Below are 12497 nucleotides of genomic sequence, written 5' to 3'. Positions count from 1 at the left end.
CCGCGGGCGATGGGGCGACGGATCGTCATTGTCGGAAACGGTGAGGTGCCGCAGGGGGCAGCGGAGGCGATCGACGCCGCCGACATGGTCGTGCGCTTCAACGAATGCCGCAATTTCGGCTTGAGCGGCAGCCGCACGGATGTCGTCGCCGTCTGCAATACCGGCCGGCCGGCGCTCATGATGCTCTCCTCGCCCGAATGGCGGGCGAGCCGCCCGGTGAACGACTGCCGGGAAATCTGGTCGGTCCGCGATCCGGAAAAATTCCGGGCGCTGCATCCGGCGCTGATGCTGACCCATCCCGAGCTTGCGGATTTCTGCGATGACTACACTGACGCGCTCGCGGCTTTCGCAGGCGACATCGGCAAGACCCACGTGATCATCGACCGGTCGGTGCACGAAGCCGTCGATGCCGCGCTCGTGCCGTTCGAGCCGGGCGACTATGTCGTTCCGAGCAGCGGCTTGGTCGTCGTGGCAAGGGTCCTCGCGCAGGCGGAAGGCGCCGGTGACGACGTCGTCCTGACCGGGTTTTCGCATGAAGGCTGGGACGGTCATCCCTTCGCCGCCGAGCGGCGTCTCGTCGATTCCTACATTGCCGCGGGCAGGCTCAGCCGTCTGCAGCGCACCGATTTCGTCTCTCCGCTGGAAGGAGCCTGATCCGATGTCCTACAAGATGTCCCGCGCCGCCTACGCCTCGATGTTCGGTCCGACGACCGGCGACAAGGTGCGGCTCGCCGATACCGAGCTCTTCGTCGAGGTCGAGAAGGACTACACGACCTATGGCGACGAGGTGAAGTTCGGCGGCGGCAAGGTCATCCGCGACGGCATGGGCCAGAGCCAGGTGACGCGCGCGGCGGGCGCGGTCGACACGGTCATCACCAATGCGCTGATCGTCGACCACTGGGGTATCGTGAAAGCCGACATCGGGCTCAAGGACGGCCGTATCGTCGCGATCGGCAAGGCCGGCAATCCCGACACGCAGCCGGACGTTACCATTATCGTCGGGCCGGGGACGGAGGCAATCGCCGGCGAGGGCAAGATCGTCACCGCCGGCGGCATGGACAGCCACATCCACTTCATCTGCCCGCAGCAGATCGAGGAGGCGCTGATGTCCGGCATCACCTGCATGCTCGGCGGCGGCACCGGGCCGGCGCATGGGACGCTCGCCACCACCTGCACGCCGGGTCCCTGGCACATCGCCCGGATGATCGAGGCGGCGGATGCCTTCCCGATGAACCTCGCCTTCGCCGGCAAGGGCAATGCCTCGCTGCCGGGAGCGCTCGAGGAGATGGTGCTCGGCGGCGCCTCCTCGCTGAAGCTGCACGAGGACTGGGGAACGACGCCGGCGGCGATCGACTGCTGCCTCTCGGTCGCCGACCAGTACGATGTGCAGGTGATGATCCACACCGATACGCTGAACGAGTCGGGCTTCGTCGAGGATTCGATCGGCGCCATCAAGGGGTGTACGATCCACGCCTTCCACACGGAAGGGGCGGGCGGCGGACACGCGCCGGACATCATCAAGATCTGCGGGCAGGCGAACGTCATCCCGTCTTCGACGAACCCGACACGGCCGTACACCGTTAACACCATTGCCGAGCACCTCGACATGCTGATGGTGTGCCATCACCTCTCGGCGTCGATCCCGGAAGACATCGCCTTTGCCGAAAGCCGCATCCGCAAGGAGACGATCGCGGCGGAAGACATCCTGCACGACATCGGCGCGTTTTCGATCATCTCCTCCGACAGCCAGGCGATGGGCCGCGTCGGGGAGGTGGCGATCCGCACCTGGCAGACCGCCGACAAGATGAAGCGCCAGCGCGGCCGGCTGCCGCAGGAGACCGGCGACAACGACAATGCCCGGGTGAAGCGCTATATCGCCAAATATACGATCAACCCGGCGATCGCCCACGGCGTCAGCCATGAGATCGGCTCCGTCGAGATCGGCAAGCGGGCAGACCTCGTTCTCTGGAGCCCCGCCTTCTTCGGCGTGAAGCCGGACATGGTGCTGATGGGCGGGACGATCGTCGCCGCACCGATGGGCGATCCGAACGCCTCGATCCCGACGCCGCAGCCGGTGCACTACCGGCCGATGTTCGGCGCTTATGGCAAGGCGCGGACCAATTCTTCCGTCACCTTCGTCTCCCAGGCCTCGCTCGATGCGGGACTCGCAAACAGGCTCGGCGTCGCCAAGCAGTTGGTGGCCGTGAAGAACACGCGCGGCGGTATCTCCAAGGCGTCCATGATCCACAACGACCTGACGCCGGAAATCGAGGTCGATCCGGAAACCTACGAGGTGCGCGCCGATGGCGAGTTACTCACCTGCGAACCGGCGACGACGCTGCCGATGGCGCAGCGGTATTTCCTGTTCTGACGGCAGTCTGACCAAACGTTCTGCAGAAAGTGCCGATCAGGGTATTTCTGCCATGCGTTTTTTGCAATCCAGCCATGCATCCGCCCTGCGACGATGTTTCATGCTGCGGCGCAACCAATTTTAATGTAGTTCTAATTCGCAAGTCCGGCGCTCCGTCGCTGATGCGCCGGCGACCGTGTTTCCCATGCAAGGAGATTGCTATGCTGATCGGCAAGAAAGTGCCCCACGTCACCTTCCGTACCCGCGTCCGTGACGAGTCCGTCGGCGGTCCGAACCCCTATCGTTGGCAGGACGTCACCTCGGACGACTACTTCAAGGGCAAGCGAGTCATCCTGTTCTCGCTGCCGGGCGCCTTCACCCCGACCTGCTCGACCTACCAGCTTCCCGACTTCGAGAAAATGTACAATGAATTCAAGGCCGAGGGCATCGACGAGATCTACTGCATCTCCGTCAACGACGCCTTCGTCATGAACGCCTGGGGCAAACAGCAGAACCTCGAAAACGTCAAGCTGATTCCTGACGGTTCCGGCGAATTCACCCGCAAGATGGGCATGCTGGTCCGCAAGGACAACCTCGGTTTCGGCATGCGCTCCTGGCGCTATGCGGCGATCATCAACAACGGCATGATCGAGCAGTGGTTCGAGGAAGAAGGCTTCTCCGATAACTGCGAGAGCGATCCCTACGGCGTTTCTTCTCCGCAGAACATCCTCGCGAAGCTGCAGGAAAAGAAGGCCGCCTGAGGCTTTCGCGGCTCCTGGTTTCGAGGGCGTCGGTCGGCTGGCCGGCGCCCTTTTTGTTTTTCGCTCGAAATGCCGTCCGGCGTGTTGCGACCGCAACTTCCTTGTTGCGGGACACGCTCAAATTCTGCATTTTTCGGGGTAGTCAGTTCAGGTTAGCCATGCAGCGCATCACGACCTATCTTTCGGCCGGCACTTCGGCCACCGCTCCGGTGGGCACGGTGGTGCTCGCCCATGACGAGCGGCACCTGCGGCGGAAGCTCCTTCATCTCACCGACGGTGACATGATCATGCTCGACCTCAAGGAGCCGGTGGTTTTCGGCGACGGCGACCGGCTGGTGCTCGACAACGGCGACCAGGTGGAAATCCGGGCGGCGAAGGAACCACTCTACGAGATCGTTCCGCGCGACCCGCTGCACTTGGCGGAACTCGCCTGGCACCTCGGCAATCGCCACATGACGGCGCAGATCGAGGCGGATCGCATCCTCATCCTGCGCGACCGGGTGATCCGGGAGATGATCGAACTGCTCGGGGCGAGGGTGGTGGAGATCGTCGAAGCGTTCCAGCCGATGCGGGGCGCTTATCACACCCACGGCGACAACCACGGCCACGGGTATGGTGCCCGAGAATGAGCGCCGATGCGTGAACGCCCGGCAGTCAAGGGCCTGTTGCGGCTGATGGCCTGGCTTTCGCCGGCCTTTCCGGTTGGAGGCTTTGCCTATTCCGGCGGCCTGGAGGCCGCGATCCAGTCGGGACACGTATCGTCGGCCGAGACGCTGAAGGACTGGCTCCTGACCCTGCTTCGAAACGGCAGTTTGCGGAACGACGCGGTGCTGCTTGCCGAGGCCCACCGCGCCGCGGCCGACGATGAACGGCTGCTGGAGGTCGCCGAGCTCGCAACGGCCCTCGCCGGATCGGCCGAACGGCATCTCGAAATCTCGCGGCAGGGCGCCGCCTTCCTTGCGGCCGCAAGCGCCTGGCCCGGCTCTGTTTCGGCAGCGCTCGGCGACGGGACGGCCTACAGCGTCGCCGTCGGCGCCGTCGCCGCATCGAATGGCGTCGGCCTTGCCGAAACCGCCGCCGCTTTTCTCCACGCTGCGGTGTCGCAACTCGTCTCGGTGGCGATCCGTCTTGGCGTCCTCGGGCAGAGCCAGGGTGTCGCGCTCCTCTCGGCGCTGGAGGAGGTCATCGCGGAGCAGACGGAGAAGGCGGTCTCCTCCACGCTCGAGGATCTCGGCAGCGCAACGCTCGTCGCCGACCTGATGAGCCTCAGGCACGAGACACAGCATTCGAGGCTGTTCCTGTCATGACGGCGCTCGCCCTTCTCCTCGCCGCCCTGCTTCTGATGATTGCGGCCCTGCATCTCGCCTGGGCCGCGGGATCGACCTTTCCGGCCGCGAGCGAGGAAGAGCTCGTGCGGATGGTGGTCGGCTTCAAGGGGCAGGAGCATATGCCGCCGCCGGCGGCCGCCGTGCTGGTTGCGGTCGCGCTCGCCTTCGCCGCTTATGTTGGGCTGGCCCTTGCCTCCCTCTGCGCCTGGCCGCTCTGGGACTGGTCACTCACGTCCGCTGGCATGGTCCTTGCGTTCGTCTTTCTTGCCCGCGGTGTCGCGGCCTATCTGCCGGCGTGGCGGGTGCGGGTTCCGCAGCAACCTTTCGCGAGGCTCGACCGGCGCTATTACGGACCGCTCTGCCTCGTAATCGGCGCGGGCTTCACTCTTCTTGCAACGGGATACACGGGATGAAATCGGCAAACGGACCCTTGCGCATTGGCATCGGCGGCCCGGTGGGCTCCGGCAAGACGGCGCTCACCGAAAAGCTCTGCAAGGCGCTGCGCGCCGACTATTCGGTCGCCGTCGTCACCAACGACATTTACACGCGCGAGGACGCCGATGCGCTGGTGCGCATGCAGGCGCTCTCCTCCGATCGTGTGGTGGGCGTCGAGACCGGCGGCTGTCCGCACACGGCGATCCGCGAGGATGCGACGATCAACCTGCAGGCGATCGCCGACCTCAATCGCCGCTTTCCCGATCTCGACGTCGTCTTCATCGAATCTGGCGGCGACAATCTGGCGGCGACGTTCTCGCCCGATCTCGCCGACCTGACTATCTATGTGATCTCCGTCTGCCAGGGCGAGGAAATCCCGCGCAAGGGCGGCCCCGGCATCACCCGCTCGGACCTTCTGGTGATCAACAAGAAGGATCTCGCCCCTTACGTCGAGGTCGATCTCGAGGTCATGGATCGCGACGCCCGGCGGATGCGCAACGCCAAGCCCTATGTCTTCTCCGACATGAAACGCGGCGCGGGGGTCGAGGATATCGTGCAGTTCATCAAGGAAACCGGCGGCCTCTGACCGCCGGCTGTCATGCCCGACACGTGCCGGTTCAGATCTGTTTCAGCGCGCTGATGTCATTGATCTGGATGATGCGGCCGCGCACCGTGACACCGGCCCGGCGGAGCGACGAGAAGGCACGCGACAGGGCCTCGGGCGCCAGTCCGAGCTTGCCGGCGAGCAGGCTCTTCTGGAAGGGGAGGCGGATCGAGGCGGAGCTGCCGTCCTGCGGGCAGTTGTCGAGCAGATAATGGGCGACGCGCTGGGGCGCCGTCTGCAGCCGGTCGTTGGCGATACAGTCCATGCTGGTGCGCAGGTGGGCGGACAAGCACTGGATCACGGCCTTCGCCACGTCCTTTTCCTGCTCGGCGAACTGGCGCACCTTCTGCAAGTCGAAACGCGCCACCGTCACGTTCTCCGCCGCCTGGGCATTGTAGAGATAGCGGTCGCCACAGGCGAGCAGGCATTCGGCGAAGGTGTCTCCCGGTCCGCAGATGCGGATATCGGCCTCGCGGCCGTCCCTGTTCAGGCGGTAGAGGCGAATATAGCCGGTGAGGACGCAGTAGAAGTATTCCGCCGCCTCGCCTTCCCGGAAGAGAATGTCGCGGGCCTCGAAGTTGGTGACGGTCGCAAGGTCGAGCATCCGCGCCATCGAGGCAGGGCCGAGGGTTTCCATGAAGGAGTTCTTCAGCAGTATGTTCTTGTCGCGTGTGTTCAGCTTCAATGTCTTGTTCACAGGTATCACCATTCCTGCCGACCGTGCGTGGCAGACGCAGGGCCCGTTGCCGGTTCTCGGGAGATGGTCGTCGATCCGGCTTTGCTGGGAGTCGTCTTTGTCCGAGCGGCACGCGCCATCGGCGGCCTTCGGCCATGGTCTTTCCCGTCCGCTCCGCCGTTCCGTGGCCACGGATCACCCGCGGCCCGCGGCCGACCACGCCTCACTCCCAAAACCGGGAAACGACCTACGCTGCACTCATTTCCCAGTGCGAGGCAGGATAAGCAAGGGCGGGAAGTGACGATTTGATTTCGATCAATCGCCTCGCGTCCATTCGTGAAAAATCGATCGCCATGAGCCTGCCTAGCAACGAAAAAGAGCCGGTTTCCCGGCTCTTTTTCCATTTGCGGTGTGTATGTCGGCCTTTATTCGGCGGCGAGCGGGCGGATCGGCACAAGCTTGTTCGAATGCGCCGGTGCCGGTGTTCCGCCCGAGGCGCGCTTTTCGATGCTGGCCAGACGTTGCTCGATGGCAGCCAGCGCCTCGTCGTTCCTGCGGGTGCGCTCGCTGAGTTCCTCCGCGCTAAGTCTCTCTTCCTCCTCTTCCTTCCTGCCGACCAGGCGGCCGAAAATCCAGCCGAGCAGGCGCGACAGGTCGTCCATGATCAGGAAGAAGGCCGGCACGACCAGGAGGCTGAGGGCGGTCGAGACGATGATGCCGCCGATCACCGCGATCGCCATCGGCGCGCGGAAGGAGCCGCCTTCGCCGACGCCCATGGCGGACGGCAACATGCCGGCGGACATGGCAATCGAGGTCATGATGATCGGCCGGGCGCGCTTGCGGCCGGCTTCCACCATGGCCTGGACGCGGCCCATGCCGCGGTTGCGCATCTCGATCGCGAAGTCCACGAGTAGGATGGCGTTCTTCGTGACGATACCCATCAGCATCAGGATGCCGATCAGCACCGGCATGGAGAGCGCGTTCTGGGTGATGATGAGCGCGACCGCCACGCCGCCGATTGCGAGCGGCAGCGAGAACAGGATGGTGAAGGGCTGGATCACGTTCTTGAACAGCAGGATCAGCACGACGAGAACCAGCATCAGGCCCATCAGCATCGCGTTGCCGAAACTGGCGGTCATCTCGGCCTGAATCTTCGCGTCGCCGCTTTCTGCCAGACGTACCGTCGGCGGCAGTTTCGTCTCGTCGACGATGCGCTTGAACTCCGCGGTCGCGGTATCGAGCGCCGTTCCCTGCGGAACGTCGGAACCGATCGCCACGACGCGACTGCGGGCATTGCGCTTGATCGAGCTCGGGCCTTCCGAGTAGTCGACGTCGGCGATGCTGTAGAGCGGCACGGTCTGGCCGGTCGCGGTCTGGACCTTCAGGGCTCGGATCGCGGCGAGGTCACGCCGGACGTCGAGCGCCATCTGCACGCGGATCGGGATCTGCCGGTCGTCGAGCGAGATCTTGGTGAGCTGCGCATCGATGTCGCCGATGGTGGCGACGCGCACCGTCTGGGCGATCTGCTGCGGCGTGATGCCGAGGCGGGCGATCTCGTCCTTGTGCGGGCGGATCTGCAGTTCGGGCCGGGGCAGGGCACCTTCCGAGCTGACATTGGCGAGGATCGGCGAGGCGCGCAGCCGCGATTCCAGGAGACGAACGGCGTCGTTCAGGTCCTCTTCGTTGGTGGAGAGGAAATTGAACGTGAGTTCACGCTCTGCGCGGTCGTTCACCTTGGAAATGCGAACGTCGGGGATCGAACGGACCTTGGCGAAGACTTCCTTCTCCACCTCCCACTGCGGGCGGGTGCGGCCCTTTTCCTCGATCTTCGGCAGATAGGAGCCGATCAGAGGCAGCGAACCGAGTCCCTTGTTCACGAGGACCTTCACCAGCGAATGGTCGATGTTCTGCAGGATGATGCGGACCGTCGCGCGGCGCAGTTCCAGGTCGCCCTTGGGCGAGGCGCCGCCGAGCACGAAGACGCTTTCGACACCCTCGAGATTGCGGACGGCCTCATAGACCTGGTCGCTGGCGGCGGAGGTTTCCTCGAGCGTCGCATTCGGCGGCAGTTCGACCGAGAGCACGATGCGGGAGGAATCGTCCGGCGGCATGAAACTGCCCGGTACCTGCGACAGCAGCGCCATGGAGCCGATGAGGAAGAGGATTGCGGCTGCAAGCGTCGCGTAGCGCGAGTACCACTTGCTCGTCGTTCCGGTCACCAGCCTTGTGTAGGTCTTCATCAGGCGGCTGTCGTTGTCGTGATGGTCCTCCATGCCGTCTTCCGCGCGCATCAGGTAAGCCGCCATCAGCGGGGTGATGAAGCGGGCGACGAGAAGCGAGAACAGCACCGAGAAGGCGACCGTCAGGCCGAACTGGATGAAGTACTGTCCGCCGATGCCGGGCATGAAGGATACCGGCACGAAGACGGCGATGATCGTGAAGCTCGTCGCGATGACGGCGAGGCCGATTTCGTCGGCGGCCTCGATCGCCGCCCGATAAGGCGTCTTGCCGAGCTTGATGTGGCGGGCGATGTTCTCGATCTCCACGATCGCGTCGTCGACCAGGATACCGGTCGCGAGCGTGAGCGCGAGGAAGCTCACGAGGTTCAGCGAGAAGCCCATGAGGTCCATCACCCAGAAGGTGGGTATGGCCGAGAGCGGCAGGGCGACCGCGGCAATCAGCGTCGCACGCCAGTTGTGGAGGAACAGGAACACCACGATGACGGCGAGGATCGAGCCTTCCATCAGCGTGTGGAGTGCTGCTTCGTAGTTGCCGTAGGTGAAGTAGACGGAATCGTCGACCATCTCGATCTTCACGTCGGGATGACCTTGCCGAACCTGATCGAGCTTCTTGGCGACCGTCTCGGCGACCGACACTTCGCTCGCTCCCTTGGCGCGGAAGACCGCGAAGGTGACCGACGGCGTGCCGTTGAAGCGCGAGAACGACTTCGGCTCCTCGTAAGTATCCTTGATCGTGCCGAGATCGGCGAGCTTGACGAAGCGTCCGTTCGGAAGCGCGATCGTCGTTTCCGCCAGTCTGGCGACATCCTTGGCGTCGCCCAGCGTGCGGATCGTCTGCTCGTTGCCGGCGACCTGGCCCCGGCCGGAGCCGAGGTCGAGGTTGGTGCCGCGAAGCTGGCCGTTCACATCGGCCGCCGTGATGCCGTGGGCGTCGAGGCGGTCGGGGTTGAGCGACACCAGGATTTCGCGATCGGAGCCGCCGTAGCGGTCGATGCGGCCGATCCCGGGCTCGCCCTGCAGCGCGCGCTTGATCGTGTCGTCGACGAACCAGGAGAGCTCCTCGAGCGTCATGTTGGGCGAGGAGACGGCGAAGGTCTGGATCGCCTGGCCCTCGACGTCGACCTTGGAGACGATCGGCTCGTCGATGCCGGCCGGCAAGTCGCCGCGGATCTTGTCGATCGCGTCCTTGGTGTCCTGAACGGCCTCGTCGGTCGGCTTCTCGATGCGGAATACGACGACCGTCTGGGACTGGCCGTCGGTGACCGTCGACTGGATCTCGTCGATGCCGCTGATCGAGGCGACGGCATCCTCAATCTCCTTGGTGACCTGCATCTCCAGTTCGGCGGGCGAAGCGCCGCTCTGGGTAATGGTGATCGCCACCACCGGCACGTCGATATTCGGAAAGCGGGTGATCGGCAGCGTGTAGAACGACTGCAGGCCGACCACCACCAGAAGGGCGAAGGCGAGCAGCGGCGCAATCGGATTGCGGATCGACCAGGCGGAGAAGTTCATGGGTTAACCTCGGGTCAGTTCGACACGGCAGTCTGCTGTTCATGCACGGGATTGATGTGATCGCCGTCTCCGACGAAGGCTCCGGCCTTGGCGACGACCTCGTCGCCTTCCTTCAGCCCGCTGACGACCTGCACGAAACCGTCGTCCTGGATGCCGATCTCGATCGCCGTCTGCTTGACGACGCCACTCTCGACCTTGCGGGCGAAAGAGCCGCCGCGCTCGGTGGTCACCGAGGCGAGGGGAAGGGTAAGCGTGGTCGCCTCCTCGACGATGATGCCGGCCTTGGCATACATGCCGGCGCGCGCGCCGGAATCGTCGTCGATGGCGATATGCACGGCGCCGAGGCGGGTCTGCTGGTCGACGACCGGGGAGATCAGACGGACGGTGCCGGTCAGCGTCGAGCTGCCGCCTGCAACGGTGATGCTGGCCTTCTGGCCGACCTTCATTTTCAGGACATCGGTTTCCGAAACATCCGCGACCAGCTCGATCTGGCCGTCACGGATGACGGTGAAGAGTGGCTGGCCGGCGCCGCTCGCAATCGCTCCGACCTTGGCGGTGCGTGAGGCGACGACGCCCGCGGCCGGAGTCTTGATGTCGGTACGGGCGAGCTTCAGGTCGATATCGGCGATCTGGCTGTCGACGACCTTGATGTCGGCTTCGGCAATCGCGATCGCCTGTTCGGTGCTGTTGACCTTGGCCTTGGCGCTGGTCGCGGCGGTTTCCGCCTGTTCGATCTGTGAGGTCGAGACGGTACCGGACTTGCCGAGCTTCGTTGCACGATTGTACTGCCGTTCGGCTTCCGCAGCATTCGCTTCGGCATCCGTCAGTTGAGCCTTGTACTGGGCGAGCGCTGCTTCCGCCTTTGCTTTCGTCGCGACGAGCTGGCTCTTCTGCAGAAGCAGGCTGTCGTCGGAGAGACGGGCGAGCACGCCGTCGGCTTCCACACGGTCGCCGACGTCGGCCTCGAGCGAGCGGATCGAAAGCCCCTCGACCTGCGGCTGGACATAAATCTCCTCGACCGGCTTGATGCTGCCGGTCGCAACGACGCGGTCGACGAGCTTCCGGACCTTCGCTTCGGTGACGACGATCGACGGGAGGATCTGTTCGGTCTTGGCTGCCGGTGCCTCCTCGGCGGTTGCGGTCAGCGGCGCGAGAACGGTGCTCAGTGCCAGCAGCACGGCCGTCGTGTTCAGGTATCGACTCATCTGTCCCTTCCGAGGTTCAGCTGCAAGAAATTCGTTGTTCTAAAATCGGAGAATGGCCGTGGAAGTCCGGCGGGAATTCCGTAACTCTTTACGGAAGCCGTATATCTTCTCTGAACGCGACCGACAATTCTTCCCGAAGGCACTTCAAGCGGTTTACGTGGGTTTGGTAAAGGCCGCTTGCAAGGCCCTCCAAAGCGCTTTGCGCGCGAAATATTAGGCTGCCGTTTCAGGTAAATCAACGCCTGCAGCGCACACGGCCGCCGCTACTTCCAGTTTTGAACGAGGAACGGCCGGACTGTGCCCGTCTCGCAACAGCAAGACGCACGGGCGGTAAACCCGTGCGTCCTGGTCGTTCTTGTCGTTCTGGCGTCGCCGAAGACTACTTCAATGCGGCGTCGGTGATCTCGTGGGTGAAGGCGCCTTCCGGCTCCTTGGTGATGACCGGATCCGAGCCGCCGCCGAGCAGGGTTGCGACCGTGCGCTTGTAGTCGGCCTCGTCGAGGGCGCCGTTCGAGCCGGCGGTCAGCTTCGCGACTTCGCTCATCATGCGCTTCTGGTGCTTTTCGGTCTGGGCGCCGGAGGCGTCGTTGTCGAGGACGATCCCGGCGGCGTCATCCGGGTTTTCCTCGGCCCATTTCCAGCCCTTCATCGAGGCGCGGACGAACTTGACCATTTTATCCTTGAAGGCCTGGTCCTTCAGCTTGTCCTCGAGCACGTAGAGGCCATCCTCGAGGGTTGCGACGCCTTCGTCCTCATACTTGAAGGTGACGAGGTCTTCCGCCTTGATGCCCGCGTCGATGACCTGCCAGTATTCATTATAGGTCATGGTCGAGATGCAGGCGGCCTGCTTCTGCAGCAGCGGGTCGACGTTGAAGCCCTGCTTGAGCACGGTCACCCCGTCCGGCGATCCGTCGGTCTTGATGCCGAGATGGGCCATCCAGGAGAGGAACGGATATTCGTTGCCGAAGAACCAGACGCCGAGCGTCTTGCCCTTGAAGTCTTCCGGCTTGGTGATGCCGGTTTCCTTGAGACAGGTCAGCATCATGCCGGAGGACTTGAACGGCTGGGCGATGTTGACGAGCGGCACGCCCTTCTCGCGGGTGGCGAGTGCGGAGGGCATCCAGTCGACGATGACGTCGGCGCCGCCGCCGACCAGAACCTGCGGCGGGGCGATGTCCGGGCCGCCCGGCTTGATCTCGACGTCGAGGCCTTCCTCCTCATAGAAGCCCTTGTCCTTGGCGACGTAATAGCCGGCAAACTGCGCCTGCGTCACCCATTTGAGCTGCAGGGTCACCTTGTCGGCGGCCGCGGCCTGCATCGCCATCAGCGAGACGGCGCCGGCCAGCAGCAGGGATGCGATAGTCGTTTTCATTCCTGTTCCCTCTT

At 64.1% G+C, this 12497-nt stretch carries 11 protein-coding genes; 7 read left to right on the top strand and 4 right to left on the bottom strand.

Features of this window, described 5'->3' with window-relative positions; all coding sequences use genetic code 11:
- Positions 1–9 precede the first annotated feature (9 nt).
- From ACM6UT_RS01495 to ureG, 7 genes are all read left to right on the top strand, one after another.
- Positions 10–654 (top strand): Urease operon accessory protein, encoded by a 645-nt coding sequence (locus tag ACM6UT_RS01495; protein WP_416795605.1) that lies wholly within the window; start codon positions 10–12, stop codon positions 652–654.
- A gap of 4 nt (positions 655–658) precedes the next feature.
- Positions 659–2371, top strand: a complete 1713-nt coding sequence (gene ureC, locus ACM6UT_RS01490) for an urease subunit alpha (protein ID WP_416795604.1) — start codon at positions 659–661, stop codon at positions 2369–2371.
- 203 nt (positions 2372–2574) lie between these two features.
- Positions 2575–3111 carry a peroxiredoxin gene (locus tag ACM6UT_RS01485; protein ID WP_416795864.1) on the top strand — a complete coding sequence of 179 codons (537 nt, stop codon included), beginning with the start codon at positions 2575–2577 and terminating at the stop codon, positions 3109–3111.
- A gap of 158 nt (positions 3112–3269) precedes the next feature.
- Entirely contained in the window at positions 3270–3740 is a 471-nt protein-coding gene (gene ureE, locus ACM6UT_RS01480; protein WP_416795603.1) for an urease accessory protein UreE, read from the top strand.
- 6 nt (positions 3741–3746) lie between these two features.
- Positions 3747–4418 carry an urease accessory protein UreF gene (locus ACM6UT_RS01475; RefSeq protein WP_416795602.1) on the top strand — a complete coding sequence of 224 codons (672 nt, stop codon included), beginning with the start codon at positions 3747–3749 and terminating at the stop codon, positions 4416–4418.
- Complete coding sequence (locus ACM6UT_RS01470) at positions 4415–4852, top strand: DUF3995 domain-containing protein (RefSeq protein WP_416795601.1); 438 nt, start codon at positions 4415–4417, stop codon at positions 4850–4852. Before ACM6UT_RS01475 ends, ACM6UT_RS01470 begins: the two co-directional genes overlap by 4 nt.
- Positions 4849–5460, top strand: a complete 612-nt coding sequence (gene ureG / locus ACM6UT_RS01465) for an urease accessory protein UreG (protein ID WP_416795600.1) — start codon at positions 4849–4851, stop codon at positions 5458–5460. The genes ACM6UT_RS01470 and ureG overlap by 4 nt, the downstream gene beginning before the upstream one ends.
- A 31-nt stretch (positions 5461–5491) precedes the next feature.
- On the opposite strand, the gene ACM6UT_RS01460 is transcribed toward ureG, so the two are convergent.
- The 4 genes from ACM6UT_RS01460 to ACM6UT_RS01445 form a co-directional block, all read right to left on the bottom strand.
- Entirely contained in the window at positions 5492–6181 is a 690-nt protein-coding gene (locus ACM6UT_RS01460) for a Crp/Fnr family transcriptional regulator (RefSeq protein ID WP_416795863.1), read from the bottom strand.
- Between the two features lie 398 nt (positions 6182–6579).
- Positions 6580–9906 carry an efflux RND transporter permease subunit gene (locus ACM6UT_RS01455; protein ID WP_416795599.1) on the bottom strand — a complete coding sequence of 1109 codons (3327 nt, stop codon included), beginning with the start codon at positions 9904–9906 and terminating at the stop codon, positions 6580–6582.
- A 14-nt stretch (positions 9907–9920) separates the two neighbouring features.
- Positions 9921–11111 carry an efflux RND transporter periplasmic adaptor subunit gene (locus ACM6UT_RS01450; protein WP_416795598.1) on the bottom strand — a complete coding sequence of 397 codons (1191 nt, stop codon included), beginning with the start codon at positions 11109–11111 and terminating at the stop codon, positions 9921–9923.
- Positions 11112–11490: 379 nt separating this feature from the next.
- Complete coding sequence (locus ACM6UT_RS01445; protein ID WP_416795597.1) at positions 11491–12483, bottom strand: ABC transporter substrate-binding protein; 993 nt, start codon at positions 12481–12483, stop codon at positions 11491–11493.
- Positions 12484–12497: the final 14 nt, after the last annotated feature.

This window comes from Ciceribacter azotifigens (assembly GCF_048159625.1).
GTDB classification, from domain to species: Bacteria; Pseudomonadota; Alphaproteobacteria; order Rhizobiales; family Rhizobiaceae; genus Allorhizobium; species Allorhizobium azotifigens.
This window is presented reverse-complemented; position numbering and strand designations above follow the sequence as displayed.

Excerpts from the sequence above, each read along its gene's own strand:
- ACM6UT_RS01495 (WP_416795605.1), top strand. The coding sequence starts at position 10 with ATGGGGCGACGGATCGTCATTGTCGGAAACGGTGAGGTGCCGCAGGGG.
- ACM6UT_RS01445 (WP_416795597.1), bottom strand. The coding sequence starts at position 12,483 with ATGAAAACGACTATCGCATCCCTGCTGCTGGCCGGCGCCGTCTCGCTG.
- ACM6UT_RS01450 (WP_416795598.1), bottom strand. The coding sequence starts at position 11,111 with ATGAGTCGATACCTGAACACGACGGCCGTGCTGCTGGCACTGAGCACC.
- ACM6UT_RS01470 (WP_416795601.1), top strand. The coding sequence starts at position 4,415 with ATGACGGCGCTCGCCCTTCTCCTCGCCGCCCTGCTTCTGATGATTGCG.
- ureC (WP_416795604.1), top strand. The coding sequence starts at position 659 with ATGTCCTACAAGATGTCCCGCGCCGCCTACGCCTCGATGTTCGGTCCG.
- ureE (WP_416795603.1), top strand. The coding sequence starts at position 3,270 with ATGCAGCGCATCACGACCTATCTTTCGGCCGGCACTTCGGCCACCGCT.
- ureG (WP_416795600.1), top strand. The coding sequence starts at position 4,849 with ATGAAATCGGCAAACGGACCCTTGCGCATTGGCATCGGCGGCCCGGTG.
- ACM6UT_RS01455 (WP_416795599.1), bottom strand. The coding sequence starts at position 9,906 with ATGAACTTCTCCGCCTGGTCGATCCGCAATCCGATTGCGCCGCTGCTC.
- ACM6UT_RS01475 (WP_416795602.1), top strand. The coding sequence starts at position 3,747 with ATGCGTGAACGCCCGGCAGTCAAGGGCCTGTTGCGGCTGATGGCCTGG.